Here is a 26,324-nt window from a genome sequence, read left to right as displayed (position 1 = left end):
CAGGATCGTGAGTGGCATGTATCGATCCATGACAGTGCAGGCGAGCCGCATGCATCAGGCCGGGCGATCCGAATGAACTCTTCCTATCTCGAGTTAGTCGACGGGTTCTACTCGAATCGCGGAGGGATGAGTGCGGTTGGAATTTTCGGGGTGAGTGCAGCTGTGTTCATGATCAATTCGTTCGTTCACACCGCCATCGCCCGCTATCTGAATCCAGATTGGGACCGTCACGATGAATTCGAAATGATGTTTGCAACGATCCTTTGCTCAATTCTCTTTTCACTTCTCATCGYYGGCRTYGTCGCCTTCAATMWMAAGATCGGCGAATGGTTCCGCTAYACGCAYTACCCGATGCGCTTCAACCGMYGSAACCGKATGGTSTACGTATTTCGCGGTGACGAYACAGTGCTCGAAGCATCTTGGGATGACGTGTATTTCAGCCTTCTGGTCAACAACAATATTGCGGGCGTGCACACCTTTGGCATCTGCGGCCTCGTCCTGAAGAACGAACATACTGTCGAGGAAATGTTCGGGTTCGGCTACATTTCGACCTGCCGCGACTACTGCCTGCGCCACTGGGAATTCATTCGCCGCTACATGGAGGAAGGCCCGCAGTCGGTAATTGACGCGCCGGGTTTCGAATTTTGCCTGCCGATCGCCGACAAGCGCGAGACGCTCTATCAGGGCTGGATAGCGCTGGTGTCGAGAGACGCATCGAACCCTATCCTCAAGTGGTTCATGTCCCCATTCCACGTCTTCTTCTTTATTGGCCGTCTTGTCCACCGCGCCACAAGCAAAGTGCCACTCTGGCCCGCCGATGTCGAAGCCGCCTGCCGGATCGCGCCGAGCGATCCGTACGTGCGGGATTCCAGTACGAACCCGAAGGGGTATCGCTGAAGCGCCCTAGGGGAACCAGAGGGAGGGTTACATCCCGTAATACGGCCGATTCGCCTCGATTCRGGCGCGCTCAGACTCGGGGAACGCCCCTTCGGCGAGCAGCCGGATCAGCGCGGCGCGGCCTTGTTCCTGGGCGCCGATGTAGTAGGCGCAGACCGTCAGCTCGTCCAGCGCACGCCAGCGGTAGACCGAGGTATCGACGAACAGCGCGTCGGCGGGGAGCGGCATCGCCGCCGCCTGCTGGGCGTAGAGGTGCCCGAGCGCGTATTCCCCGCGCTGGCGGTGCCAGCGGGCCAGGTCGCACAGCGGCTCGGCGCGGGTGGGGCGGGCCTGATAGGCGGCCAGGTAGGCCGCGGTCACCGTCTCGGCCGGCGCGCCGTCCAGCGCGAGCATCGCCGCGCACTGGTAGGTGGCGAACCACTGCTCCTCGTCCCATCCCCCCATGGCGGCCCGCGCGCGGTAGTGGCGCAGGGCGTCCGCCGGCCGGCCAGCGTCCCGGCAGCTTTGGGCGAGGTAGAAACGGTAGCGCGTGTTGTCCGGGGCGTCGGCCACGGCGCGCTCCAGCACCTCGATATCGCGCAGATAGGTGTTCGGGTCGCGGGCCCGCGCGCCGTCGCGCGAGACCACGATGGATGGGCCCTGCAGGTCGTCCCAGACCGCCGGGGTATCGCAGGTCAGGTATTCGTGGATCACCCCTTCCCAGCGCCACGGCACCCCCGCCCGTACCAGCGCGTTGCGCTGGTACTGCCAGCCGCTCAGTTCGCAGCGCAGCCGGTAGCCATCCGTGCCGAGCGCCGGCCAGCGGAAGCCGTCCGGCACGCCCAGCGTTTCGTCGGCATCGATGAACAGGATGTAGTCGTCCGGCTGGCACTGTGCCCGGGCCAGTGTGAGCGCCTCGTTGCGGTTGTGGGCGAAGTCGCGCCAGGGCCGCTCGTGCACCGCGCCCGGCAGGCCCGCCATGCACGCGGCAATGCGCTGCTGCGTGCCATCGGTGGAGCCGGTATCGACGATCAGCCAGCTATCGATCCATGGGCGCACGGACGCGAGGCAGCGCGCGATGACCGGCGCCTCGTTCTTGACGATCATGTTCAGGCAGATGCGTGGCATGGAGCTTGGGGTGGGGTGGGTTGGGTGGCGCATCTTGCGGCCACGGCGGCGTGGGCTGCCGTGGCCGGAGGCGGTGCTGCTGCCGTCAGATGTGCTGCGGGAACAGCCCCTCGGTACAGATCATATAGGTCAGGTTCGCCGGCGCCTGGCCAGTCAGGTTCGGCAGCGCGAAGTTCGTCGTGCCGTCGCCGCCATACGTGGTGCCGATGAGCGAGAACAAGGCCGTATAGGTCCAGATCGGCAGGAGCTGGCCCTTGGCGACCATGCCGCCCAGCTCGTAGTTCTCCGGGTAGGGCAGGGCGGTCAGCCAGACCTCGCCGAGCGTGCACACGCCGGTTGCGCCGTCCTGGCCTTGATTGCCTTGCGGGCCCTGGGCACCGGTTGCGCCGGTGGCACCCGTTGCACCGGTTGCCCCCGCGGCGCCGGTCGCGCCCGTGACACCCGTAGCACCAGTGTTGCCGGTCGGGCCTTGCGGGCCGGACGGGCCGGTGATACCCGTGGCGCCGGTGGCCCCCGTGGCACCCGTCACACCAGTGGGGCCTGCCGCGCCAGTGGTGCCGGTGGCACCCGAGGGGCCGGAGGCGCCGGTGCTGCCCGTCGCCCCAGTCGCACCCGTGGCGCCAGTCGGCCCGGTTGCGCCCGTGGCACCCGCGGCGCCCGGACTGCCCACATCGCCACGCGCCACGTCCTGCGAGATCGCGCCCAGCGAGGTCTGGCGGGCGGCCAACTGCATGGCGAGGGCTTCGAGCTTGTCGTCATAGGCATCGCCAAACACCGGCTTGAACGGCTGGTTCAGCAGGTTCAGGCCGCTGGTGTCCACGCCCAGGTTGACCAGACGGGCGCGCACGAGGGTGAGCACCGAGGCCAGGTTGGACTGCATCAGGCTGGCCAGCGTGGGGTTGAACGCGTTGAACACCGTGCCGGTGTCGGGGTTCTGCGCGGCGCCCGCGACCACCAGTTCCGTGATCGGCGTGATGTTGGTCGTGCCGGGACCTTGAATGTAGGAATGCAGCGTCAGCCCGGCGGGGCCGGTCACGCGCGCCACGCAGGGCAGCGCCAGACCGGCGGACGAAACCGACCATGCACCGTTGGCGTCACTCGTGGTCGAGGCCGTGCCAGCGGCGCAGCGCAGATCGACGGCGCCGTTCTGGACCGGCGCGCCGGTGGCCGCCGTGCCCGAGAGCATGGCCGCCGCCGGGGCCGCCGCCGCCGGGGCGCTGGTGCCCGCATCGTCGCCGCCGCCGCAGGCGGTCAGCAGTTGGGCCGTGGCCATGGAAAGGGCGAGCGCCCACCGGTTCTGTTTCATCGTATTCCCCTGAATGGCGCGTCGCCGGCGTGTGAGTTGCCGGTCCGGAGCCTGTTATGTATCGAACGTGTGTTGAACGGAAAGGCCGTGACCAAACGGCCGTGGCGTGCGCCGGGTGGAGCCACCCGTCACGCCGGGCGTGATGATATGTCAACAAACCCGGAATTTCTGCCACCGATAAGGGGCAAGTGCGGAGTGCTGGGACTTGCGGGAGGTCGGGGGATGCACATGCGGGGTGTGTGACGTTTAAGCCTCCTGTCACACCCCCGCATGGCTACTGCGGATTAAAAGCTGCTCAGACCGTGCCCATCGCCGGGTCGGTGATGGTGTGCTGGCCGGTTTCCACGCGGCCGGCAAAGCGGCGGTAGTACGCGCTGTCGTGCGGGGTCGTCACGGCGAAGTCGTACCACTGTCCGCTGTCCTTCAGCGACCAGTGCAGCGTCTGCGTGCCGCCGGCAGCCACCGTGGCTTCCCACGGACCGTCCGTGCGATAGGCCAGCGGGGCCACGCGGAAGGTGCAGGCGGCCTTGCCGGTGTTCATCAGGTCGACGTAGACGTCGCCATTGGCGATGTCATAGCAGACGCGCACCTCCGCCACACCGAGCGCGCCGCCCAGCACGGTCGTATCGCCCTTGAAATGGCGATGGAAACCGTTCGGGCCGAGCACCCACAGGTCGTACTGGCCCGGCGCGGCGGCCGACGTGCTCCAGCTATCGGACAGATTCTTGCCTGCCTCCACCATGTAGCGGCGCGGAATGCTGTTCAGGTCGTTGCGGTCGTACACGTGGAACACGGCCGCCTGCGTGCCCGAGTTGGCGAACAGGATCTCCACCTGGCCGTTCACATGGGCGCGCGCGCTGGCGTGCAGCTCGTAGGGCAGGGCGCGCGACGGGCGCGTGCCGGTGGCCTGCTCCGGCAGGTTGATGTCGGAGGGCACCGGCACGGCCGGCAACGCCTGCTGGGCCACGCGCAGGGCGTCCGCCGCAGCGCGCGAGCCGCGGCCGGCGAGCGTGGGCAGCGCCTCGCTGTTCGGCGTCTTGAAGTTGAACGCCGAGGTCAGGTCGCCGCAGACCGCGCGGCGGAACGGGCTGATGTTGGGCTCCTGCACGCCGAAACGGGCCTCCAGGAAGCGCAGCACCGAGGTGTGGTCGAACACCTGCGAATTGACCCAGCCGCCCCGGCTCCACGGGGAAATCACGAACATCGGCACGCGCGGGCCCGGGCCGAACACGCGGCCATCGCGGGCCGGCTGGCTGGTGCTGCCTACCGGCGGCGACTGCGTGTAGTACTCGGCGGCCATGTCGGCATCGGTCAGCGTGGTCTTGCCGGCCAGCGTGCTGTCGGCATTGCGCGACGGGGCGGACGGCGACGGCACGTGGTCGAAGTAGCCATCGTTCTCGTCGAAGTTGACCAGCAGCACGGTCTTGCTCCAGACGTCCGGATTGGCGGTCAGCGCGTCCAGCACTTCCTGGAGGAACCACGCGCCCTGCACGGGCGTGGACGGCCCCGGGTGCTCGCAGTAGATCGACGGCGCGTTGATCCACGACACCGCCGGCAGCTTGCCATTGGCGATGTCCTGCTTGAAGGCGTCGAGGTACTGCTCCGGCTGGGTGCCCGGCAGTGTGTTGGCCACGCCCTTGTAGAGCGGATTGGCGGCGTTGTCGGTGGCCGCGTCATAGGCCTTGTACGGCACGGCCTGCCCGGTGTTGGTGTACGGGGCGCCCGGCGAGCCGCCGCTGGACACCGGGAAGCCCGAGTTCAGGTTGGCGCGGCGGAAGGTCTGGAACGCGCCCAGCATGTTGTCGCCCCATTCGTCGGGCATGTTCTGGTAGCTGATCCAGTTGATGCCGGCTTCCTCGAGCCGCTCGGCGTAGGTCTTCCATGTGTAGCCGATGTTGGCGTCGGCGGCCACGCCGTTGATGGCATCCCACTCGTTGTTCACGAAGGCCCGGTTCAGCGGCTTCGCGCCGTTGGTGCCGGTCATGTGGAACGAGCGATTGGCGTCGGTGCCGGTGTGCATCGCGCAGTGGTAGGCATCGCACAGCGTGAAGGCGTTGGCCAGCGCGAACTGGAACGGGATCTCCTGTTCCTTGAAGTAGCCCATCGACGTGTCCGTCTTGGCCACCGGCCAGCGCGACATGCGGCCGTGGTCCCAGGCGGCCTGGCTGTCCGACCAGGCGTGCGGCGTGCCGGCCGTGCGCTGGGCGTTGTTGGCGGCGCCGTTCAGGTGGTACGGCGTGATCAGCGAGCCGTTGGTGCGCGCCTGCTGCCAGACGTTGCGGCCACTGGGCATGGGGATGGTCAGGCGGTCGCCAAACCCGCGCACGCCACTGAGCGTGCCGAAGTAATGGTCGAACGAGCGGTTTTCCTGCATCAGGATGACCACGTGCTCCACATCGGCGATGGTGCCGGTGGCGTTATTGGCCGGAATGGCCAGCGCGCGGCGGATGCTGGGCGGAAAGGCGGCCAGGGCGGCGGCGGAGAAAGCCGTGCCCATGCTCGCCTGCAAGAACTTGCGGCGGGAGATCATTGTTCGGGTTCTGGAGTGTTGGGGAGAGGTGCCGTCAGGGACGGTCAGGGCGCGCAGCGCTTGTCCGGGGCCGGCGCGGAGGCGGGCGGCGGATCGCCGGCGGGCGGCTGGCTCGGGCTGGGCTTGTTGTCGTCGCCGCCGCAGGCGGCCAGCAGCAGCGCGGCAAGGCACGCGGCCGCGAGGGCGGTCGTCAAACTGGCTTGTTTCATGGGGTCAGGGCTGGTTGGATCGGGTCTGCCACATCAGCAGACCCGCAAGCCTATGTGTCAGGAATGACACAATCGTGACCTTTGCTGCATTAGGGTGATCTGTGCAGCACGCGGGGGAGACGCCTACAACGGTCCTCGAAGTGACTTGAGTCCCACCCAGATCACGCCGATCACCACGTTGATCGGCACGCTGAGCACGCTAGGGACGTAGAAGATGGCCGACAGCGCGGGCGCGCTCATCATGGATTCGGCGATGCCGCCGAGGGCGAACAGGATCAGGCCGCACCAGAGCCAGCGCCGCATATAGGTGGGCAGCCAGTGGGCGCGCGACTGGTTGAAGCGCCACGCCGCCGCGCGCTCGAACAGGTCGCCCCGGCTGGCGTCCTTGAACAGCCAGCCGAAGAAGAAAAAGCGGTACAGCAGCGTGCGAAACGCAAGCTCTTGCATGATGCGCGGGGCAGCCGGGCTGCCAGGTTGCCGATTCAAGAAAACGGGGCTTCCTGACGTAATAGGCCGAATAGGCGGGTTTCGCAATATGGATGCGAGCCCGGGAAAACGGCGCCCCAAAATGGGGACCGGGTTGGGCTGCAACCCGGGTTTTCCCCGTGGGCGTTACGCCCGCTAGTCCCCCCATTTGGGGACAGTCAAAACGTGACAGCGCTGTTACAGTCGCGCGCAATGCACCGGTCAACAAGGCCGGGCGAAACATCAAAAAAAACGGGTTGGGGTCCATGTTTTCACACTTCTCCGCCGGCGCGCGCGCGTTCGGCGTCGCCTTGCTTGCCGCCGCGGTGCTCACCGCCTGCGGCTCCGATGACAACACCACGCCGGCCCCCTCGGCCACGCCAGCGGCGACCAGGGTGGTGGTCGACACGACCAGCGCCCAGCCAGTGGCGGGCGGCACCTTGACGCTCAAGGCGACGCTGCTGACCGCCGATGGGAGCGAGGTCAAGGGCGCCAGCTTCGCCTGGACATCTTCGGACGAGTCGGTCGCCGTGGTCACGGCGGCTTCGGACAAGGCGCCGGCCGGGGTCTCGGCCTCGGTCTTCGTCGGTACCTACGCCACCGTGCAGACCCGGAATGCCGGGGAAGTCGATATCACGGCCACCGCGACGCTGGCCGATGGCAGCCGCGCGACTTCCGTCACCCATCTGGTGGTGCAGGCCGCCCCGGCAAAGTCCTACACGCTGACGCTGTCGCCGTCGAACCTGACCGTGACGGCTGGCGCAGCGGCGCAGACGGTGTCCGCAGCCGTGCGCCGCTCGGATGGGGTCGATGGGATCGCCGACCTGACCAACTGGTCGTGGACCACTGGCGACGCCACCTTCCCCGTGACGCAGGCAGCGGACGGCCATTCGGCACAGGTCAGCAGCCCTTCGTCGGCCACGTTGGCCGGCTCCGCCGTGCTGGCAGCCTGCGCCGATGCCCCCACCGGCACCCGCCTGTGCGCCAATGCCGCGCTGGCTCGCCCGGCCACGCCGCCGCCGCCCACCTACACCGTGGGTGGCACGGTGTCCGGCCTGGCGGCTGGCAAGAGCCTGCTGCTGGCAGGCCCCAATGGCGATTCGCTGGCGATCAGTGCCGACGGCGCGTTCACGCTGCCCACCGCGCTGGCCGCCGCCTCGGCCTACAGCGTCACGGTGTCCGGCCAGCCTGCCGGCCAGACCTGTGCCGTCCAGAATGGCAGCGGCACCATCGCCGCCGCCAACGTCACCAACGTGACCATCACTTGCGTGCAGGCGCAGTTCGCGGTGGTGCCAAACAGCATGGGCTCGACGATTTCGGTCTATCGGATCGATCCAGGCACCGGGGCGCTCTCGGACGTGCCGGGCAGCCCGTTCACCACCACGCGGCCGGTCACCGACATCGCCTTCCTGCCGGACGGGTTGGTGGGCTATGCGGTCATGGGCAACGACAGCGCGGTCGAGGCCTACCAACTGAACCCTGCCACCGGCGCGCTGAGCGTCATCCCCGGCACGAACATGCCGACCGACCCGGGTCCGGAGGTCGTCGCCGTGCACCCCTCGGGCAAGTGGCTGATCATTGGCGCCGGCCGGTCTGTCATGCCGTACAGCCTCGACCCCGTCACCCACGCGCTGTCGCTTCGGCTTGGGTATATCAGCGGCGACCTGGCAGGCCGTACGTCAGGGATCGCCGTGTCGTCGGACGGGCAGTATGTCTATTCGGTGAACACCGGGACCGGCGAGATCTGGTCCATGCCCTTCGACACGTCGCTGGGCAACCTTGGCTTGCCCAGCGTCAGGCAAACGACTGGCTTGGGCACGCGCGGGGCGGCGCTGTCGGCCGATGCGAACTTCCTGTACTTCGTGGACATGACCGCCAACCTGCTTGGCGCCGGCGTGATCGATGCTGTCAACCGTGCCGTAGGCGCGATCGGGTTCTCCTCCTCGGGCATGTTCCAGCCGACCGACGTCGTCCTCGCCCCGTCGGGCCCGTTTGCCTATGTCTTGACCGGGGGGGCGCTCACCACCAATCAAATTCAAGTGGTTCGGCGCGATCTCACGACGGGTCTGATCGACCGGGACCTGGGGGCAACGCCGACTGGCGTCAATGGGCAACGCCTAAGCATGGATCCGAACGGCCGCTTCCTGTACACGCCGTCTTTCGTCGGCCTGGTGTACGGCTTTGCCATCGACGCGACCACTGGCCTGCTGACGCCGGTGCCGGGCAGTCCGTTCCGCACGGGTATCGGCAATATCGGCATGGCCATTGTGCAGCCGACGCCATAAGCCAGTCGGCTCCCCACCATTCAAGACAACTACGGGTCGGGTTCCATGTTCCTTCGTCTTCCTGCCGGCGCGCGCTCGCTCGGCATTGCCTTGCTTGCCGCGGCGGTGCTTGCCGCCTGCGGCTCCGATGACAACGCCGCGCCGGCTCCCTCGGCCACGCCAGCGGCGACCAGGGTGGTGGTCGACACCACCAGCGGCGCGCCGGTGGCTGGCAGCACCTTGACGCTCAAGGCGACGCTGTTGGGTGCCGATGGCAGCGAGGTCAAGGGCGCCAGCTTCGCCTGGGCGTCTTCGGACGAGTCGGTCGCCGTGGTCACGGCGGCTTCGGACAAGGCGCCGGCCGGGGTCTCGGCCTCGGTTTTCGTCGGCACCTATGCCACGGTGGAGACCCGGAACGCCGGGGAAGTCGATATCACGGCCACCGCGACGTTGGCCGATGGCACCCGCGCGACTTCCGTCACCCATCTCGTGGTGCAGGCCGCCCCGGCAAAGTCCTACACGCTGACCCTGTCGCCGTCGAATCTGACCCTGACCGCTGGCGGGGCGGCGCAGACCGTGATCGCAGCCGTGCGACGCTCGGATGGGGTCGATGGGATCGCCGACCTGACCAACTGGACTTGGACCACGGGCGACGCCACCTTCCCCGTGACGCAGGCAGCGGACGGCCATTCGGCGCAAGTCAGCAGCCCATCCTCAGCCACGCTGGCCGGCTCCGCCGTGCTGGCAGCCTGCGCCGATGCCCCCACCGGCACCCGCCTGTGCGCCAATGCCGCGCTGGCCCGCCCGGCCACGCCGCCGCCGCCCACCTACACCCTGGGTGGCATGGTGTCCGGGCTGGCGGCGGGCAAGAGCCTGACGCTTTCCGGCGTGAATGGGGATACGGCGGTTGTCAGTGCCAACGGCGCCTTCTCCGTCTCCAGCGGGCTGGCCGATGCCACGCCCTACAACGTCACCGTGTTCGCCCAGCCGGCCGGCCAGACCTGCACGGTGCAGAACGGCAGCGGCACCATCGCCGCCGCCAACGTCACCAACGTGGCGATTACCTGCGTGCAGGCGCAGTTCGTGGTGGTGCCCAATAACATCGATCTGACGATTTCGGTCTATCGGATCGATCCGAATACCGGCGTGCTGGCCGCCGTGCCCAACAGTCCGTTCCCGAGTGTGAACCAGATCAACGACATCGCCTTCCTGCCCTCGGGACTGGTGGGCTATGCGATAGCGGGGGACAACAGCACGGTCGTCGGATTCCGGCTGGACCCGGTCACCGGCGCGCTGGCGGCCATCCCCGGGGCGACGGCCCTGACCCTGCCGGGTCCGGAGGTTATCGCCATGCACCCGTCCGGCAAGTGGCTGTTTGTTGGTGGGCTCGTATCCGTGGCAACGTATGGCATCGACACCGCGACGTACGCGCTGACGCCTTCGACCACGCAGCCGAGCGGCATGTCGAGTGCCACGACGGGGCTCACCGTGTCCCCGGACGGCCAGTATGTCTACGCGATGAACGCCATGCCGGACCTGCTCTGGAGCATGCCTTTCGATGCGATGACCGGTGTCCTGTCCACGCCGAACACCGCGCCGAGCCTTGGCGCCCGGCCGGGCGGGGGCGCCGTGTCTGCCGATGGCCGTTCCCTGTTCTTCGCGAACCTTTTCAGCAATTCGCTCGGCATCGGCCTGATCGACACCAGCACCGGGATGGTCGCGGCGGTCGCGGACTTCCCGACGGCCGCGGCCGGGCCGACCGATGTCGCGCTCGCGCCTTCGTTCGCCTATGTCCTTGGCTCGATGAGTAACAGCATCGAAGTGTTCCGTCGCAATCTCGCGACGGGGTTGGTCGACTTCAGTGTCGGGAGCACGCCCGCCAGCGTCACCGGCCAGCGCCTGCGGATCGAACCGAACGGCCGCTACCTCTATACGCCGTCCTACATGGGGCCGGTGTATGGGTTCGAGATCAATGCGACGACTGGCTTGCTGACGCCGCTGCCGGGCAGCCCATTCGCCTCGGGCAGGGGCAATGTCGGCATGGCGATTGTGCAGCCTACGCCATAAACCGGCGGATCGTTACGCCGTCCAGGCCTGCGCCGGGTTGCAGGCCAGGTAGCGCGCCGGTTCGGCAATCCCGAGCCGGGCGCGCGCCGCGTCCATCGGCTCGTGCAGCAGGGTTTCGTAGTCTTCCCCCAGCAGCCAGCCGGCACGGCGGCCCCGGCGGTAGCCTTCCAGCACCGCGCGGGCGAAGGCCGTGCTGCGCGAGACGCGCAGGCTTTTCAGGGCGGCGGCCACGGCGATGAAGGCCCAGCCGGTGCCGCCGGTCTGGGCGTAGCTGAAGGCCACCAGCGCCGCCTCGCCCAGGCTCTCATCGGCGCGATAGCCGGTCAGGACGTGCCAGATGTCGTGGATGTCCCGCGTGCGGCGCCCAAACCACAGATAGGCGTCCTCCATCACCGGCTCCTGGTTCAGGTTCGACACCTTGGCCAGTCCATCGGCGCTATAGCCGGTCTTTTCCAGAAATTGCCGATAGGCGGCGCCCACCGTGCCCGGCGCGAAGCTGGCGATAAAGGCCGGGTCGGTGAGCCGCTCGGCCAGTTCGATGCGCTGGTAGGCCAGCCGCCGCCCCTGCCGCGTACTGAGCAGGCGGCGGTAGTTCTTCGGCATGGCGGGGCCGTTCAGCGCCCGCATGATGAGGAAGACCTGCTCGGTGTCGTTGCCGTCCGCCAGCAGTTTGCGCACGGCGCGGAAGGCGGTGAGCAGGTCGCGCTGGTAGGGATCGGACGCAGTCGAGGGGGCGGGAGAGGGGGAAGCGGAACTGGCCATGGCAGGCTCCTCGGTCATCACGGGCAGGAAGGTCAGGCGGGCACCGCCGCGCGCAGGCTGGCGGCGGCGTTACGCACGAAATCGACACTGGCCTCGACGGCCGTCACCGGCAGCATATGCCCGCCGGCCACCAATGTCAGCCGGGCTGCCGGCAGCTTGGCGACCAGCGCCTCGCCGTTCTCGCGGTAATCGAGAATGCGGTCCTCGCGGCCGAACAGGATGCTGACCGGCATCTTCAGATCGCCATAGGTCGGCAGCAGCGGCGGCAGGCTGTGCGCCACGCCGTGCAGGTCTTCGGACGCCCCGAGGAAATGGCCGGGCCGCAGCCCCAGCAGGCCGCCGCCGCGCGTGGGAAAGTCCGCTGGCGCCGCGTCCGGGCCGAAGACGACCTCCATGACCTGCTCGCGGTTGCGGATCGACATCGGAATCAGCAGCGTCCAGGCGATCAGCTTGCGCATCAGCGCGCTCTGCATGGCCATCGCCTTGAACACCGGCGAGACCACCTCGGGCGGATGGGTGAGCGGGGCGATCAACGCCAGCCCGCCCACGCGCGCCGGGTGATAGGTGGCCAGCGCCAGCGCGATGGCGCCGCCGAGCGAATGGCCGACCACCAGCGGCTGCTCCAGCCCGAGATGGTCAATCAGCGCGGCGAGCGTGTCGGCCTGCGCGCGCAGGTCCGCCGGGGCGCCGGGCGTGCGCGTGGAATAGCCGGCGCCGGGGCGGTCGACCGCAATCACGCGGAAGTCACGCGCCAGCGGCGCGATCATGCCGTAGTCGAAATTGGCGAGCTGACCGGCCAGGCCGTGCACCAGCAGCACCGGCTGCCCCTCGCCACGCTCCACCACGTGCAGGCGGGCGCCGGGCACCTCGACGAACCGGCCGGTGGGCGGCAGGGCCGCCTCGATCTTGCGTGCCGTGCGCCAGGTGAACAGGAACAGCAGCGCCAGCGGTACCAGCACCACTATCGCTATGACGAGTACGAAAATCAGCAAGGCATTCATGATTGGGCTTCGGCGAGGGGGTCTTGGGTGGGCATCGTGGTGGCCTGCGTGGTGTCGAAGCGGAGCACGCCATCGTCGATGCGGCCATGGCGGATCGTCAGCATGTCCATCAGATAATTCTGATACACGCGCCACGGCTTGCGGTGGCCCTGGCGCGGCAGCACGGCAGCGGCGCGCTGCACGTAGCCGGAACTGAAATCGAGGAAGGGCACGCGCTGCACGTCCGGGTCCACCTGCGGCAGGGCGTAGCGATGGCCGTGGCGGTCCATGTACTTGAGCAGCCGGCAGACGTATTCGGCGGTCAGGTCGGCCTTCAGCGTCCAGGACGCATTGGTGTAGCCGAAGGCCAGCACCAGGTTCGGCACGTTGCTCAGCATCATGCCCTTGTAGGCGAGCAGCTCGGACGGCCGGCGCGGCTGGCCATCCACATGGACGGCGATGTCCCCGAGCATGTTCAGCTTGAGCCCGGTGGCCACCACCACCAGATCGGCCGGCAGCGTCTGGCCGGACTTCAGCACGATGCCATCTTCGGTGAAGCGTTCGATCTGATCGGTGACGATGGAGGCGCGGCCGTTACGGATCGATTGGAACAGGTCGCCATCGGGCACCAGACAGACGCGCTGGTCCCACGGGTTGTAGCGCGGGGTCAGGTGCGTGGCGGCGTCGAAGCCCGGCTGGAGCTGCGCGGCGGCCATGCTGACCAGCCGCTGCTTGACGCGCTCGGGGCGGCGGCGGGCGAGCTGGAAGAAGAACATCCCCAGCAGCACGTTTTTCCAGCGCGTGGCGCGGTAGGCCAGCCGCTCCGGCAGCAGGCGCCGCAGCTTGTTGGCGATGGCGTCCTCGCCGGGGCGGGTCACGATATAGGTGGGCGAGCGCTGGAGCATGGTCACGTGCGCGGCGGTCTCGGCCATGGCCGGCACCAGCGTCACGGCGGTGGCGCCGCTGCCGATCACCACCACGCGCTTATCGGCATAGTCGATCGACGGATCCCAGAACTGCGGGTGCACCATCTGGCCCCGGAAGGTTTCCTCGCCCGGGAAGGCGGGGCGGTGCCCCTCGGCATAGCTGTAGTAGCCGGCGCAGACGTAGAGGAAGCGGGCGCGCAGCCGCACGCGGGCGGCCAGAGTGGTGTTTTGCGCACGTTCGGCGTCGATGGTCCAGCAGGCGTCGCGACTGTCCCACGCCGCGCCCACCACCTTGTGGCCGAAGCGGATGTGGGGCGTGATGCCGGCTTCCTCGGCGGTTTCCTGGATGTAGCTGAGGATGGACGGGCCGTCCGCAATGGCCTTGGCGCCGCGCCACGGCTTGAAGCGGTAGCCGAGCGTGTACATGTCCGAGTCGGAGCGGATGCCGGGATAGCGGAACAGGTCCCAGGTGCCGCCCAGGGTCTCGCGGGCTTCGAGGATGGCGAAGCGCTTGTCGGGGCAGCGCTGCTGGAGCTGGCGGGCGGCGCCGATGCCGGACAGGCCGGCGCCGACGATCAGGACATCGAGGACTGCGTCATCGGGAGTGGGGGCGGTCATGACGGGCATCCGGATCTTGGGAGTTCTGACAACATAGGTTGTCAGACGCCATCTGACAATAGGGAATGTCATACTGGCGCCCATGACTGCCGAGCTGATCCCCGCCCGCCGCTATCGCGGCGCCGAAGCCGAAGAGCGGCGCGCCCAGCGCCGCGCCCAGCTGATTGCCGCTGCCGTGCAGGTCTACGGCGAACGCGGCTACCAGAACGCCACGGTCAAGGCCGTGTGCGAAGCCGCCGGCCTGACCGAGCGTTACTTCTACGAATCGTTCGCCAATAGCGAAGCGTTGCTGCTGGCTTCGTTTGAAACGGTCACGCACCGGTTGCTGTTGCGCATCGAACAGGCGGGCGAGGATGCCGGGGGCGATGGCGAGCATCGCGCGCTGGCTATCCTGCGTGCTTATTTCGGCACATTGCAGTGCGAGCCCCGCTCGGCCCGGGTGTTCCTGGTGGAGATCCGGGGCGTGAGCCGGTTGGTGGACGAGGCGCTGGGGCGGTCCCTGCGCGAATTCGGCGGACTGCTCGCCCGGACGCTGCTGCCGGGTGCGCCCGAGCCCGATCCGATGCTGCTGGCCGGCGTGGCGGGCGGCATCATCCACGTGGCGCTGCACTGGATTCGGCACGGCCATGTGCCGGAGGTGGATACGGTGGCCGCTACCGCGCTCCAATTGGCGCTGGTGTTGAAACCGGGCGCGAGGGACTGAGCGCGTCCATCGGAATTTCTTGATTTATTTGCTTGATTTGCTTGCCTTAAGCAACCAATAATTTGCCTCAGGCAAATAAATCGTCCCCGACATGTCTCCCAATCCGCAAGTTCTTGCGCGCGCCGAAACCGTGCGCCGCTTTAATCGCTTCTACACCCGCCAGATCGGCCTGCTGCACGAGCATCTGCTGGAAAGCGAGTTTTCTCTCACCGAAGCCCGGATCCTCTACGAGCTGGCCCATCGCACGGGGCTGACCTCGTCCGACCTGTGCCGCGAACTGGGCCTGAACGCCGGCTACCTGAGCCGGGTGATCGCCGGTTTCGAGAAGCAGGGGCTGGTCGCCAAGACCCGCTCGCAGGCCGATGCCCGCGTCAGCGAACTGGCGCTGACCGATGCCGGCCGGGCGACCTTCGAGGTGCTGAACCTGGCCTCGCGCAACGAGGTGACGGCGATGCTGGGCCGCATGACCGAGTCCACCCAGCAGCAACTGGTGGACGCCATGACGCAGATCGAAGCCCTGCTCGGCGAATCGACCCCGAGCTACATCCTGCGTGACCCGCAGGCGGGCGACATGGGCTGGGTCGTGCGCCAGCAGGCGGTGCTGTACACGCGCGAGTACGGCTGGAATAGCGAGTTCGAGGCGCTGGTGGCGGAGATCGTCGCCAAGTACCTGCGCGATTACGACCCGAGCGCCGAGCGCTGCTGGATTGCGGAGAAGGACGGCAAGGCGGTGGGTTCGGTGTTCGTCGTGCGGCACGACGCGGAGACCGCCCAGCTACGCATGCTCTATGTGGATGCCAGCGCGCGCGGGCTGGGTATCGGCCATCGGCTGGTGGATGAGTGCCTGCGCTTCGCGCGCGGGGTGGGCTACAAGCGGATGATGCTGTGGACCAACGACATCCTGACCGACGCCCGCAAGATCTACGAAAAGGCCGGCTTCACGCTCGTGGAGGAAGAGGCCCATCACAGTTTCGGCAAGGATCTCGTCGGCCAGATCTGGGCGCGGGATCTGTGAGGGGCGATCCCTCGGCCATCGTTGCTGCCGCGCTGACCGGCATTCTGGTGGGCGCGGCGATGGTGTCGACCCGGGCGGTGTCTGCCGATGCGTCGCCAGCCACGTTGGCCTTCCTGCGCTATCTGATTGGCCTGTGCGTGCTGATCGGGCCGGCCTGGCTCGGCATGCGCACCCGGACCCGCACCCGCACCCGCACCCGCACCCGCTTCGCCCGGAAGGATGCGGCGGTGCTCGCCGGGCTGGGCGTGTGCCAGTTCGCCGTGCTGATCGTGCTGCTGAACCACGCGCTCGGCGTGCTCTCGGCCGCCACCTGCGCGCTGGTTTTCTCGACCATGCCGCTGTTCACGATGCTGCTGGCCGTGCTGAGCGGGCAGGAGGCGTTCAGCCTGCCCAAGCTGACGGGGCTGGTTTGCGCCGTCTCGGGCGTGGGGGTGTTGCTGCATGGGGCGCCCCTCGGTGGCACCGGCGGCGGCACGCATCTCGGGGCGATGGCCGCGCTGATCGGGGCGACCGTGATCGGCGCCGTGAGCAGCCTGTTGGTTCGGCCCTTGCTGCAGCGCTATCCTGCCTTGCCGACCAGCGTGCTGGCGATGTGCGCGGCGGTGGTGTTCCTGCTGGCGCTCTGCGCGACGACCGGGCAGCCGCTGTGGCCGTCCCTGTCGTTGACGCAGTGGGGGCATGTCGCGTTTATCGGGCTGTCCAGCGGCGTGGGGTACTTTTGCTGGCTCTGGGCGCTGACGCGGCTGGAAGCGAGCCGGGTCGTCGGCTTCCAGGCGCTGGGGCCGGTGACGGCGGCGGTGCTGGAACTGCTGGTGGGCCGCCAGTGGCCGTCGGGGTCGTTGCTGGTGTCGATTGCGCTGGTGGTCAGCGGGCTGCTGATCGCCCAGCAGGGCCGCACGGTCGCGCGATCAGGTACCCGCCGCCAGCCGGGCCTGCTCGAGGAAGGAGCGGATCACGCTGGCCCCGGGCGACGTCCGGCGCCATAGCAGGCCGAAGCGGCGCGGCTCCGGCTCGATCGGCAGATGGAGCTTGGCGATATGGAGTCCGGCGGTCAGCGGCGAGGCGATGTCCGGCACCAGCGACACCCCGAGCCCACGGTCCACCATCATGGCGATGGCCAGCAGCGAACTCAGCTCGAAGCGCTCCTGCGCGGGCGTGATGCCGGCCCGGCGCAGGTAGTCGCTGGCCTGCTTGCCGCCGCCCAGGCTGCGGTCATAGCGGATCAGGGGCCGCGTGCGCAGCAACTCGTGCGGATCGGCATCGCGGTCCTGCGCCGGCGCCAGCACCACCAGCGGCTCCTGCCGCAGCAAATCCCAGGCGAAGGTCTTGGGAAGGGCGAAGGGCGGATGCAGGCAGACGGCGGCATCGAGTGATTCATCCTTCACCGCATCGAACAATTCGTGGGACAGCGCCGAGCGGATATGCACCGACACCCCGGGGTGCACCGCCGCGAACCGCGCGAGCGCGTCCGGCAGCAGGCTGTGCAGCGCCGTGTTGATCGTGCCGATACGCAGTTCGCGCACGGCGTCCGCCTGATTCACCCATCCCCTCAGTTCATCCACCTCCCGCAGCAGGGTCACGCAGCGCTCCGCCAGCCGTCGCCCGGACTCGGTGGGCGCCACGGTACGGCCGGCCCGGCCCAGCAACGTGGTGCCGAGTTGCCGCTCCAGCACCTGGATCTGCTGCGAGATCGCCGCCGGGGTCACATTGAGCCGCCGCGCGGCTTCCGCCAGCGTGCCGGTCTCCACCACCAGCGCGAAAGCCTTCAGGTAAGCGGTTTCCATAGAATTTCTAATGTACGAACGTAGTTAAGGATAGTTTATCTTTTTCATCGGTTCGCGGACACTGCCTGTCACCCCCACGGAGATACGGTATTCGCCATGAGAAGCAAGCTGTTCGTGCCCGGTTCACGCCCCGAGTTTTTCGCCAAGGCGCTGGCGAGCGATGCCGACGCGCTGTCGTTCGACCTCGAGGATGCGGTGGCTCAGGAGAAGAAGGGCGAGGCCCGGGCGCTGCTGTCCGGCCTGCTGCGCGCCGCCGAGACGCGCGCCAGCACCAAGACGCTGATCGTGCGCGTCAATGGTCTCGATACGCCACATTTCGAGGCTGATCTGGCGGCGGTGGTCGTGCCGGGTTTGCATCTGGTGAACCTGCCCAAGCCGGAAAGTGCCGATGACGTGCGCCGCGCGGCGGCGGCCATCGAACAGGCCGAACGGGCCAATGGGTTTGGCGATAGTGATGCGAAGGTTGGACTGCTGCTGAATATCGAAACGCCCCGGGCGCTGCGGCTGGCCGCCGAGCTGGCGGGCGCCCATCCGCGCGTGGCGGGCCTCCAGCTTGGGCTGGGCGACCTGTTCGAGCCGGCTGGCGTACATCGACGCAATACGGCGGCGATTGCCTCCGCCATGTTCGCCGTGCGGATGGCGGCCGCCGAGGCCAATGTCTATGCCTACGACACGGTGTTCGCCAATATCCGCGACACCGAGGGCTTCCGCGCCGAGGCCGAGATGTCCCGCCAGATGGGCTTCCTGGGCAAGAGCTGCATCCACCCGAGCCAGATTGCACTGGCCAACGAAGTCTACCGGCCGTCCGACGAGGAAATCGCCCACGCGCTGCGCGTGGTGGCCGCTGCCGAAGAGGCGGACGCCAAGGGCGTGGGCGCCTATGTGGTGGACGGCAAGATGATCGATCCGCCGTTTGTGCGCCGGGCCCAGGCGATTGTCGAGATTGGCCGGAAGCTTGGATTGATCGCCGCCTGATCAGATTTACCCCGCATTCCTATATAAAAAACACACAGGAGACAAACACCATGACGAATCCATCGTCGCTGCGTGCCGTGGCATGCCTTGGCCTGACGGTTGCTGCAACGGCCGCGATCTCTGTGCCGGCTGTGGCCGTCGCCGAGGGCGCCTACCCCTCCAAGCCCATCACCCTGATCGTGCCGTACCCGCCGGGCGGCTCGAACGACATCTTCGCGCGCATCGTGGCCAAGGAGATCGGCGAGGAACTGAAGCAGCCCGTGGTCATCGACAACCGCCCCGGCGCGAGCGGCAACACCGGCACCGGCCTGGCGGCCAAGGCGGCGCCGGACGGCTACACGCTCGTCGCGGTGTCCTCCAGCATGACCACCAACGCGGCCATCCAGAGCAAGCTGCCGTTCGACGCCGTGAAGAGCTTCGCGCCGGTGGCGATGGTGGCCCACGGGCCGTTCATCGTGGCGGTCAGCAATGACTTCCCGGCCAAGACGCCGCAGGAGCTGGTCAACGCCATCCGCGCCAATCCGGGCAAGTACAACTACGCGTCGTCCGGCCCGGGCAGCGTCAACCAGTTCGGCACCGAACTGCTCAAGGCGCAGGCCGGCAAGCTCGCCATCACCCACGTGCCGTACCGGGGCATGGGCCCGGCCGTGACCGACCTGATCGGCAACCAGACGCAACTGCTGATCTCCAGCGGGCCGTCGCTGCTGCCGATGGTGCGCGCCGGCAAGGTTCGCGCCGTGGGCATCACCAGCCTGAAGCCCAGCCCGATTGCGCCGGATCTGGTGCCGATGGCCACCGCCGTGCCCGGCTACGAGTTCGAACTCTGGTGGGGCTTCCTGGCGCCGGCTGGCACCCCGCCGGCGATTGTCGCGCGGCTCAACGCGGCGGTGAATCAGGCGCTGGCCAAGCCCGCCGTCAAGGAGGCGATCCTGAAGGAAGGCGCCGAGGTCACGCCCGGCACGCCGCAGAAGTTCGCCGAGACGATTGCCGCCGATGTGACCCGCTGGAAGGCGCTGGCCAAGCAGCAGAACATCGTCGCGGATTGAGTATTTAGAGAATTTTCGGAGTGAGTATGCAACCCAACACCAAGGGCCAGACCGAGGGCCAGGCGGGCGGTTTCGGCGCGCCACGGGCAGGACAGCCCGGTCCGCTGAGCGGCGTGCGCGTGCTGGACCTGAGCGCCTATATCGCGGGGCCGTACGGCTGCTCGCTGCTGGCGGATCAGGGCGCGGACGTGATCAAGGTGGAGCCGCCCGTCGGCGACAACCTGCGCAAGTACCCGTCCACGCTGGAGTCGGAGTCCCGCGCCTTCCTGGGCGTGAACCGCAGCAAGCTGGGCGTGGTGCTCGACCTGAAGGCTCCGGCCGATCTGGAGCGACTGCTGGCGCTGGTGCGCGAGGCCGACGTGCTGGTGCACAACTTCCGGCCCAGCGTGCCGGGGCGGCTGGGGATCGGCTACGCGCAGTTGGCCGCCGTCAATCCGCGCCTGATCTACTGCGCGGTCACCGGCTACGGCGAGGCCGGGCCGCTCAAGGACAAGGCCGGCTACGACCAGGTGCTGCAAACCATGACCGGCATGTGCACGCTGCAGGGCAAGCACGGCGGGCCGCCCGAGATCCTGTACGGCTCGGTGGTGGACTACTACGCCTCGGCGCTGGTGGCGGGCGGCGTGGCGTCCGCGCTCTATGAGCGGGAGAAGAGTGGGGTGGGGCAGTACGTGGGCGTGTCGCTGCTGCGCGCGGCGCTGACCATGCAATCGGCCCGCATGGTCTGGGCCGACTCGGAGCCGCGCGACGTGGGGCGCGACATGCGCTCGGGCGGCATCACCGGCATCCATCCCACCCGGGACGGCTATCTCTACATCTCGGCCAACACCCCGCACTTCTGGCGCGCCCTGTGCGAGAAGACGGGTTTGGGGGAATTGCTCTCCACCGACCGCTACGACAGCGTGCGCAAGCGCGCCCAGCATCAGGGCGAGATCCTGCCCAAGCTGCACGCGGCCCTGCAGCAGCGGTCGGCGTTGGAATGGGAGGCCGAGTTCGGCGAGGAAGTGCCCTGCGCGGCGGCGCGCTCGGTGGAAGACATGTTCGATTTCCCGCAGGTGCTGGCCGAGGAGATGGTGACGACGTTCGATCACCCGGTGGTGGGCCGCTATCGCGGCTTCACGCGCGCCGTGAAGTTTGGCCGCACGCCGGGGCCGGAGCCGTTTGCCGCGCCGGCGCTGGACCAGCACGGGGACACCGTCCGCGAGGCGGCCGACCGGCTGGTTGGCCGTGGCTGAGGGTGGGACTGCGGGTGGAAATGCGGCTGGCTTCCAGCCAGTGCCGAACAGTTCGGCCAGCGCCGCGCCACGCAGCACGGCATGGCCGGACGCCTGCGACGCCCATCTCCATATCTACGACTCGCGTTTCCCGGCCATCGCCCCGGCTGTGGCCAACGCCACCGTGGCGGACTACCGGCGCGTGCAGGGGCTGCTGGGCACGCGTCGCGCGGTGATCGTCCAGCCCCGCTGCTACGGCACCGATCACAGCTGCACCCTCGATGCGATCCGGCAGCTTGGCATCGCCAACACGCGCGGCGTGGGGGTGGTGCGGCCCGATGTGTCCGATGACACCCTGCAGGCGCTCCATGCCGGCGGCATCCGGGGCATCCGCTTCTCGTTGTACACCCCGGCCCACGCCGTGGTGGGCTTCGAGATGGTGGAGACGCTGGCGCACCGCATCGCCGAACTGGGCTGGCATCTGCAACTGCACTGGACTGCCGACCAGATCGTCGCCCATGGCGACCTGCTGGCGCGGCTGCCCACGCCGCTGGTATTCGACCATCTGGCCCGCCTGCCGCTGCCCGGCGGCACGGCGCACCCGGCGTTCGCGCTGGTGTCCAGGCTGCTGGCGGAGGGCCGTGCGTGGCTGAAGCTGTCGGGCGCCTATCTGGATTCGATGGTCGGCGCCGGCGGTGGGTATGCCGACATCGCGCCGGTGGCCCGTGCGTGGGTGCAGGCGGCGCCGGAGCGGCTCGTCTGGGGCAGCGACTGGCCCCATTCCACCGAGCCGCACGCCAAGCCGGACGATGCCTTGCTGTTCGACCTGCTGGCCGATTGGGCCGGCACCGAGTCGGCGCGCCGCCGCATCCTGGTGGACAACCCCGCCGCGCTGTACGGATTCGAGGCCGCGTAAGCCGGTCCATAGAACTCAAGAACGGAGACAACCATGAGCAAGACCCTGCAACGCCTCGGCAAGGCCGTGGCGACCCTGGCTGCGGCCGTGCCGCTCGCCGCTTTCGCCTTCCCGGACAAGCCCATCCGCATGGTGGTGCCGTACTCGGCCGGCGGCGGGGCGGACAACACCGCGCGGGTCGTCGCCCAGAAGGTGGGCGAACTCCTCGGCCAGACCGTGGTGATCGACAACAAGCCGGGTGCCGGCGGCGTGATCGGCGCGGACGCCGTGGCGAAGGCCCCGGCGGATGGCTACACGGTGCTCTACGACGCCTCGGCCTTCGCCGTGAACGGCGCGCTGCGCAAGCTGCCGTTCGACCCATCGGCCGATTTCATTCCGATTTCGCTGGTCGCCACGGCGCCCCAGATCCTCGTGGTGGCCACCAACGCGCCGTACAAGACCGTGGCCGAGTTCATCGCTGCCGCAAAGAAGACGCCCGGCAAGCTGACCTACGCGTCCGCCGGCGCTGGCACGGGTTCCCATCTGGCCGCCGAGATGTTCAACGAGCAGGGCAAGATCGAATTGCTTCACGTGCCATACAAAGGCGGCGCGCCGGCGCTGACCGATGTGATGGGCGGGCAGGTGGCGTCCTACTTCGGCAATACGGCCTCCACGCTCCAGTACGTGACCGGCGGCAAGCTGCGCGCGCTGGCGGTGACCTCGAAGACGCGCCTGAAGGCGCTGCCCGATACGCCGACGCTGGCCGAGAGCGGCATGCCGAACTACGAGGTGCTGGAGTGGAACGGCGTCTTCGTGCCCAAGGGCACGCCGCCGGACCGCGTGCAGACCATCGCGAACGCGGTGCAGAAGGCGGTGGCGGACCCGGCCGTGCGCGCCAAGCTCCAGCAGGCCGGGCTCGATCCGGTCGGCAACACGCCGCAGGCGTTCAAGAGCTTCCTGCACACCGAATCGACGCGCTGGCAGGCGCTGGTCAAGGCGCGCGGGATTCGGGTGGAGTAAGTTCCTGGCGCTCGGCTTCGGCAGCGGGCACGAAGCGCCGCTGCCGCATCCACTTCGTCGCCACCCATTTCTCGCCGGCCAGCACTTCGGCGGCTGCATGCAAGGTGCGGCCGTCTAGCTGGCCGTGGTCGTCGCAGTACTCGAAGTACAGCGCATTGCCCTTGCGCGGCACCACGGACAGGCCGATCTCGGGGAAGAGCGTTTCCCCGCCCGCCGGCACGTCGTTCAGGTAGATCACCATCGTGCTCACACGCTGCCCGCTGCGGGCAATCGACGCCTGATTGGCGGCGTTGTTCGGCATCAGGAAGTCGAAGTGCGGGCGGCTCTGCGCCCCCGGGGCGTAGCGCAGCACCTGCAAGCCCTCGCCGTTCTCCATCGGCATCTGCATCAGGGCTGAAATGCGGGCGTCGAGCGTGGCCAGCCACGGCGCCTCGGCCAGGCGGAAGAACATGCCCTCGCTGGTGCGGTCCGGGCTCACGATGTGCTCGCCGGTGCGTGGATCGACAAGGGTCGATGGCGCGAGGCGAGGCCGCGCCGCCGCCATCAATGCATCGCACTCATCATGGCTGAGCACACCTTCGAGCACGGCGACCACGGGGCGCTCGGTGCGGGATAGCACGGGTACGTCGCGGTCGCCACCGTGCAGCACCGACACACGCGGCAGCCGGGGCTGGGCCGGCGCCGTGGCGGGGGCGGTGCGTTCCACCGTGATGCTGCCCTCCGGCATTGGCAGTCCCTCGCGCAGCACGCGGGCGAAAGCCTCCACCAGTTCGCGCGCCACGTCCGGCGCAAAGCGCTGCGCGGCCAGCGCGCGCACCAGTTCATCCGGACGGCCGCCGCGCTGCAAGGCCTGCACGATCCAGTCGCGCAACTCGGCGGTGAAATGCAGCGTGGCAGGCTGGCGGGGCGGGGTAGTCAAGGATTGGGGCGAGGCGCGCATGGGACGGCATGGGTAACGGGCGGCGCCAGTATCCCGGCATTGCGCGCGGCATGCAACCGGTTGCCGGCTTGAAATTTTCTGTAACTTTCGTGTGGTACCGGAGCAATCAAACGGTCATATTTGGCTCCTAGGATCAGGGCCGCTGCACACATGACAGGGAATCGCGTACCGGCTTTCCCCCGTCGAAAAACTCCCTCGCGCAGGCGGCCCACCCGCCAGAACCATCGCGACGGGGCGGGCTTTTTGGGTGCGGCACTCCAACGATACCCACTACATATCGCCCTAGCCCGGCGAGCCAAAAATACAATGCACCCAAACCACCACAGCTTTGTTCCGTTACTCACGGCGCTGGCCGCAGCCGCCATGCTGACCGCCTGCGGCGGCGATGACGGCGGCACCCCGGCCGCGTCCACGCCCAACGCCACCCCGGCCACGGTCAGCGGCAGCGTGATGGGCACGGCGATCAAGAACCCGACTGGCGTCGCCCAATCGTCCGCCACGGGCGTGGACTACGCCAAGAGCAGCACGGGCGATGCCGTCCAGCAGACCATCGTCCCCATCGCCTATGCCAACGCCACCGTGTGTGCCGACACCAACGGCAACGGCGCGTGCGACAGCGGCGAAGCCTCCACCCGCACCGGCGCCGATGGCCGCTTCACGCTGACCACGGCGGCCACGAGCCTGGTGGCCGTGGTCGGCACGGACGCCACCTACACCGACGCCAGCGGCGCCCCGGCCAAGGTCGCCAGCAAGCTGGTGCTGCGCAGCGCGGCCGACCAGGCGGCAAATGGCGCTCAGGTAGTCATCAGCCCGTTATCGACGGAAGTGGTGCGCCTGACCGAAGCCGAATCGCTGACGGTGGCCGATGCCAAGACCGCCATCGCCAGCCGCCTGAGCCTCACCGGCGGCACCGCCGATGTGACGGTCAAGGCCGATGACGTGCTGGCCCTGCCGGCCAGCGTGGCCGACGCCCACGCCGCCGCCGCGCTGCTGACCGAGTCGAACACGCTCGCCGGGCGCTACACGCTGGCCTCGAAGATCCTCGACCGTGGCTTTATCAGCGATGCCGCCACCGATCCGGTCACCACGCTGAAGGCTGCGCAGGACGCTGCGTTCAACCCGGAAGGCATCCCGCGCTACGACCACCTGTTCGTGGTGGTCTTCGAGAACCACAGCAACCAGACTATCGACGATCCGGCCTACCCGAACTTCTACAAGTACCTGAACCAGGAAGGCAACAAGGCGGCCAACTATTTCTCCACCGGCAACCCCAGCGAGCCGAACTACATCTCGCTGGCCAGCGCCGACGACTGGGGCGTGGCCGACGACAACGCCTGGAATTGCCTGCCGGCCGGCGACACCGCCAACCAGCCGACCGACGTCTACCAGCCGCTGGCCGCCTGCAACGCCGACACCAAGGTCCACAACCTCAAGGGCCGCCGCAACCTGTTCACGGCGATGTACAACGCCGGCATGGGCACGCGCGTGTACAGCGAGTCGATGGACCCGGGCCAGGACCCGCGCAAGGACGGCGCCGGCAACGCGGCCATCACCGCCGTCAACGTGACGTCCGGCGCGGGCGCCACCGAGCCCATGATCTCCAGCCTGTACAAGACCAAGCACCACCCGGCGGTGAATTTCGACGAGGTGCGCAATCGTCCGGACTTCTTCAAGAACCTGAACCGCACCGTGGGCGGCGGCCAGTGGGATGCGGCCATCCAGACCTATGCGCAGGGCCACGGCATCACCTGGAACACCCACCAGTTCGAGGATGACCTGAAGAGCGGCGACGTTGGCGCGCTGAACTACATCGTCCCCGACCAGTGCGATGACATCCACGGCACCGGCTCGGCGGTGGCGGACTGCACCTCGGGCGTGCCGGGCATCAAGCGCGGCGACGCCTACGCCAAGTACCTGGTGGAGACCATCAAGGCATCGCCGGTGTGGCAGAACACCAGCCGCCGGTCGGCCATCGTCATGCTGTTCGACGAAGGGTCGAGCTTCTTCGGCAGCTCGTCGTGCTGCGGCTGGAACGTGGGCGGTACTGCCACCAGCGGCGCTCCGCTGGACGAAGGCATCACCACGGCGATTCCGCGCTACAACGGCGGCAACAAGGGCGATGGTCCGACCATCTTCGGGCTGCTGACCAACCAGCCGGGCGCGCCCAAGCAGGTCATCGACTCGGATGCCTACAGCCACTTCTCGTTCGTGCGCACGATGCAGGACATGTTCGCGCTGGCCGACCCGGGCGTGCCGACGTCGTACATGAACCGCTCGAAGTACACCGAGCAGTACATCGCCCAGAACCTGGCCAATCTGGCCGAGTACTCGGGTAGCGCCAACACCCACTTCGATTCGGTGCGTCCGATGAACCACAACTACGTGGTCAAGGCCGGCGATATCGTCTCGGGCGGCGCCACGCGCGGCGTGAGCGGCAGCGGCACGCTGAGCGGCGGCAACACGGCCAGCGGGCCGGATGCCACGCAGACCAATATCTGGGCGATCAAGTCCTGATGTTGCGGGGCGCCGGGCGCGCGGCGCAGGCCGTCGCCCGGGGCCCCGATCTTCTTATGGTGCGCAACCGGGCCTGGCCCGGCTGTG

The 26,324-nt window shown here is 68.1% G+C and carries 22 protein-coding genes; 12 read left to right on the top strand and 10 right to left on the bottom strand.

Annotated features, from left to right (window positions below; genetic code table 11):
- On the top strand, positions 1–897 hold an 897-nt coding region (locus AC1DP9_RS25700; protein WP_477108867.1), incomplete at its 5' end, for a DUF6708 domain-containing protein.
- Positions 898–924: 27 nt separating this feature from the next.
- Here AC1DP9_RS25700 and AC1DP9_RS25695 read toward each other — a convergent pair.
- The 5 genes from AC1DP9_RS25695 to AC1DP9_RS25675 all read right to left on the bottom strand — a co-directional run bounded on the left by AC1DP9_RS25695 (position 925) and on the right by AC1DP9_RS25675 (position 6,496).
- Complete coding sequence (locus AC1DP9_RS25695) at positions 925–2,004, bottom strand: glycosyltransferase (protein ID WP_477108866.1); 1,080 nt, start codon at positions 2,002–2,004, stop codon at positions 925–927.
- Positions 2,005–2,089: 85 nt separating this feature from the next.
- Positions 2,090–3,310 carry a phage tail protein gene (locus tag AC1DP9_RS25690; RefSeq protein WP_477108865.1) on the bottom strand — a complete coding sequence of 407 codons (1,221 nt, stop codon included), beginning with the start codon at positions 3,308–3,310 and terminating at the stop codon, positions 2,090–2,092.
- 295 nt (positions 3,311–3,605) lie between these two features.
- Complete coding sequence (locus AC1DP9_RS25685) at positions 3,606–5,840, bottom strand: phosphocholine-specific phospholipase C (RefSeq protein ID WP_477108864.1); 2,235 nt, start codon at positions 5,838–5,840, stop codon at positions 3,606–3,608.
- A 44-nt stretch (positions 5,841–5,884) separates the two neighbouring features.
- Positions 5,885–6,049, bottom strand: coding sequence for a hypothetical protein (locus AC1DP9_RS25680; RefSeq protein ID WP_177219952.1), 165 nt, complete (start codon positions 6,047–6,049; stop codon positions 5,885–5,887).
- 123 nt (positions 6,050–6,172) lie between these two features.
- The gene (locus tag AC1DP9_RS25675; RefSeq protein WP_092296475.1) at positions 6,173–6,496 is read right to left on the bottom strand and encodes a hypothetical protein; all 324 of its coding nucleotides are present in this window, start codon (positions 6,494–6,496) and stop codon (positions 6,173–6,175) included.
- A 284-nt stretch (positions 6,497–6,780) separates the two neighbouring features.
- Between AC1DP9_RS25675 and AC1DP9_RS25670 the strand changes: the two genes are divergently transcribed.
- Both AC1DP9_RS25670 and AC1DP9_RS25665 read left to right on the top strand, forming a co-directional pair.
- A complete protein-coding gene (locus AC1DP9_RS25670) occupies positions 6,781–8,799 on the top strand; it encodes a lactonase family protein (protein ID WP_477108863.1) in 2,019 nt (672 codons plus the stop codon).
- Positions 8,800–8,844: 45 nt separating this feature from the next.
- Positions 8,845–10,845 carry a lactonase family protein gene (locus AC1DP9_RS25665; protein WP_477108862.1) on the top strand — a complete coding sequence of 667 codons (2,001 nt, stop codon included), beginning with the start codon at positions 8,845–8,847 and terminating at the stop codon, positions 10,843–10,845.
- A gap of 12 nt (positions 10,846–10,857) precedes the next feature.
- Here AC1DP9_RS25665 and AC1DP9_RS25660 read toward each other — a convergent pair whose 3' ends face one another.
- The 3 genes from AC1DP9_RS25660 to AC1DP9_RS25650 are packed head-to-tail and all read right to left on the bottom strand — an operon-like array spanning position 10,858 to position 14,131.
- Positions 10,858–11,607 (bottom strand): Coq4 family protein, encoded by a 750-nt coding sequence (locus tag AC1DP9_RS25660; RefSeq protein WP_092296463.1) that lies wholly within the window; start codon positions 11,605–11,607, stop codon positions 10,858–10,860.
- A gap of 32 nt (positions 11,608–11,639) precedes the next feature.
- The gene (locus AC1DP9_RS25655) at positions 11,640–12,608 is read right to left on the bottom strand and encodes an alpha/beta fold hydrolase (protein ID WP_441593170.1); all 969 of its coding nucleotides are present in this window, start codon (positions 12,606–12,608) and stop codon (positions 11,640–11,642) included.
- Positions 12,605–14,131, bottom strand: coding sequence for a flavin-containing monooxygenase (locus AC1DP9_RS25650; protein WP_477108861.1), 1,527 nt, complete (start codon positions 14,129–14,131; stop codon positions 12,605–12,607). The genes AC1DP9_RS25655 and AC1DP9_RS25650 overlap by 4 nt, the downstream gene beginning before the upstream one ends.
- Before the next feature lie 73 nt (positions 14,132–14,204).
- On the opposite strand from AC1DP9_RS25650, the gene AC1DP9_RS25645 reads away from it, so the two are divergent.
- From AC1DP9_RS25645 to AC1DP9_RS25635, 3 genes are all read left to right on the top strand, one after another.
- Complete coding sequence (locus AC1DP9_RS25645) at positions 14,205–14,834, top strand: TetR/AcrR family transcriptional regulator (protein ID WP_477108869.1); 630 nt, start codon at positions 14,205–14,207, stop codon at positions 14,832–14,834.
- 91 nt (positions 14,835–14,925) lie between these two features.
- On the top strand, positions 14,926–15,849 hold the full coding sequence (locus tag AC1DP9_RS25640; RefSeq protein ID WP_092296451.1) for a bifunctional helix-turn-helix transcriptional regulator/GNAT family N-acetyltransferase: 924 nt from the start codon (positions 14,926–14,928) through the stop codon (positions 15,847–15,849).
- Positions 15,846–16,835, top strand: coding sequence for a DMT family transporter (locus AC1DP9_RS25635; RefSeq protein ID WP_477108860.1), 990 nt, complete (start codon positions 15,846–15,848; stop codon positions 16,833–16,835). Before AC1DP9_RS25640 ends, AC1DP9_RS25635 begins: the two co-directional genes overlap by 4 nt.
- On the opposite strand, the gene AC1DP9_RS25630 is transcribed toward AC1DP9_RS25635, so the two are convergent.
- On the bottom strand, positions 16,758–17,633 hold the full coding sequence (locus tag AC1DP9_RS25630; RefSeq protein WP_092296448.1) for a LysR substrate-binding domain-containing protein: 876 nt from the start codon (positions 17,631–17,633) through the stop codon (positions 16,758–16,760). The two genes, AC1DP9_RS25635 and AC1DP9_RS25630, sit on opposite strands and share 78 nt — an antisense overlap.
- A 96-nt stretch (positions 17,634–17,729) precedes the next feature.
- Here AC1DP9_RS25630 and AC1DP9_RS25625 point away from each other — a divergent pair, with 96 nt between their 5' ends.
- From AC1DP9_RS25625 to AC1DP9_RS25605, 5 genes are read left to right on the top strand one after another with little or no spacing between them, the layout of a single operon-like run.
- Positions 17,730–18,608, top strand: coding sequence for an HpcH/HpaI aldolase/citrate lyase family protein (locus AC1DP9_RS25625; RefSeq protein ID WP_477108859.1), 879 nt, complete (start codon positions 17,730–17,732; stop codon positions 18,606–18,608).
- Positions 18,609–18,658: 50 nt separating this feature from the next.
- The gene (locus AC1DP9_RS25620) at positions 18,659–19,654 is read left to right on the top strand and encodes a tripartite tricarboxylate transporter substrate binding protein (protein ID WP_092296442.1); all 996 of its coding nucleotides are present in this window, start codon (positions 18,659–18,661) and stop codon (positions 19,652–19,654) included.
- Between the two features lie 26 nt (positions 19,655–19,680).
- Entirely contained in the window at positions 19,681–20,889 is a 1,209-nt protein-coding gene (locus AC1DP9_RS25615; RefSeq protein WP_477108858.1) for a CaiB/BaiF CoA transferase family protein, read from the top strand.
- Between the two features lie 40 nt (positions 20,890–20,929).
- Entirely contained in the window at positions 20,930–21,784 is an 855-nt protein-coding gene (locus AC1DP9_RS25610) for an amidohydrolase family protein (protein ID WP_477108857.1), read from the top strand.
- A gap of 33 nt (positions 21,785–21,817) precedes the next feature.
- Positions 21,818–22,783 (top strand): tripartite tricarboxylate transporter substrate binding protein, encoded by a 966-nt coding sequence (locus tag AC1DP9_RS25605; RefSeq protein ID WP_477108856.1) that lies wholly within the window; start codon positions 21,818–21,820, stop codon positions 22,781–22,783.
- On the opposite strand, the gene AC1DP9_RS25600 is transcribed toward AC1DP9_RS25605, so the two are convergent.
- Positions 22,755–23,702 (bottom strand): 2OG-Fe(II) oxygenase, encoded by a 948-nt coding sequence (locus tag AC1DP9_RS25600; protein WP_477108855.1) that lies wholly within the window; start codon positions 23,700–23,702, stop codon positions 22,755–22,757. The genes AC1DP9_RS25605 and AC1DP9_RS25600 overlap by 29 nt on opposite strands.
- 384 nt (positions 23,703–24,086) lie before the next feature.
- Between AC1DP9_RS25600 and AC1DP9_RS25595 the strand changes: the two genes are divergently transcribed.
- On the top strand, positions 24,087–26,237 hold the full coding sequence (locus tag AC1DP9_RS25595; RefSeq protein WP_477108854.1) for an alkaline phosphatase family protein: 2,151 nt from the start codon (positions 24,087–24,089) through the stop codon (positions 26,235–26,237).
- The last annotated feature ends 87 nt before the right edge of the window (positions 26,238–26,324 follow it).

The sequence above is a fragment of the Cupriavidus sp. 01L43 genome (assembly GCF_056399925.1).
This window is presented reverse-complemented; position numbering and strand designations above follow the sequence as displayed.

Excerpts from the sequence above, each read along its gene's own strand:
- AC1DP9_RS25675 (WP_092296475.1), bottom strand. The coding sequence starts at position 6,496 with ATGCAAGAGCTTGCGTTTCGCACGCTGCTGTACCGCTTTTTCTTCTTC.
- AC1DP9_RS25665 (WP_477108862.1), top strand. The coding sequence starts at position 8,845 with ATGTTCCTTCGTCTTCCTGCCGGCGCGCGCTCGCTCGGCATTGCCTTG.
- AC1DP9_RS25605 (WP_477108856.1), top strand. The coding sequence starts at position 21,818 with ATGAGCAAGACCCTGCAACGCCTCGGCAAGGCCGTGGCGACCCTGGCT.
- AC1DP9_RS25620 (WP_092296442.1), top strand. The coding sequence starts at position 18,659 with ATGACGAATCCATCGTCGCTGCGTGCCGTGGCATGCCTTGGCCTGACG.
- AC1DP9_RS25660 (WP_092296463.1), bottom strand. The coding sequence starts at position 11,607 with ATGGCCAGTTCCGCTTCCCCCTCTCCCGCCCCCTCGACTGCGTCCGAT.
- AC1DP9_RS25650 (WP_477108861.1), bottom strand. The coding sequence starts at position 14,131 with ATGACCGCCCCCACTCCCGATGACGCAGTCCTCGATGTCCTGATCGTC.
- AC1DP9_RS25680 (WP_177219952.1), bottom strand. The coding sequence starts at position 6,049 with ATGAAACAAGCCAGTTTGACGACCGCCCTCGCGGCCGCGTGCCTTGCC.
- AC1DP9_RS25640 (WP_092296451.1), top strand. The coding sequence starts at position 14,926 with ATGTCTCCCAATCCGCAAGTTCTTGCGCGCGCCGAAACCGTGCGCCGC.
- AC1DP9_RS25630 (WP_092296448.1), bottom strand. The coding sequence starts at position 17,633 with ATGGAAACCGCTTACCTGAAGGCTTTCGCGCTGGTGGTGGAGACCGGC.
- AC1DP9_RS25625 (WP_477108859.1), top strand. The coding sequence starts at position 17,730 with ATGAGAAGCAAGCTGTTCGTGCCCGGTTCACGCCCCGAGTTTTTCGCC.
- AC1DP9_RS25615 (WP_477108858.1), top strand. The coding sequence starts at position 19,681 with ATGCAACCCAACACCAAGGGCCAGACCGAGGGCCAGGCGGGCGGTTTC.
- AC1DP9_RS25595 (WP_477108854.1), top strand. The coding sequence starts at position 24,087 with ATGCTGACCGCCTGCGGCGGCGATGACGGCGGCACCCCGGCCGCGTCC.
- AC1DP9_RS25670 (WP_477108863.1), top strand. The coding sequence starts at position 6,781 with ATGTTTTCACACTTCTCCGCCGGCGCGCGCGCGTTCGGCGTCGCCTTG.
- AC1DP9_RS25690 (WP_477108865.1), bottom strand. The coding sequence starts at position 3,310 with ATGAAACAGAACCGGTGGGCGCTCGCCCTTTCCATGGCCACGGCCCAA.
- AC1DP9_RS25685 (WP_477108864.1), bottom strand. The coding sequence starts at position 5,840 with ATGATCTCCCGCCGCAAGTTCTTGCAGGCGAGCATGGGCACGGCTTTC.
- AC1DP9_RS25655 (WP_441593170.1), bottom strand. The coding sequence starts at position 12,608 with ATGAATGCCTTGCTGATTTTCGTACTCGTCATAGCGATAGTGGTGCTG.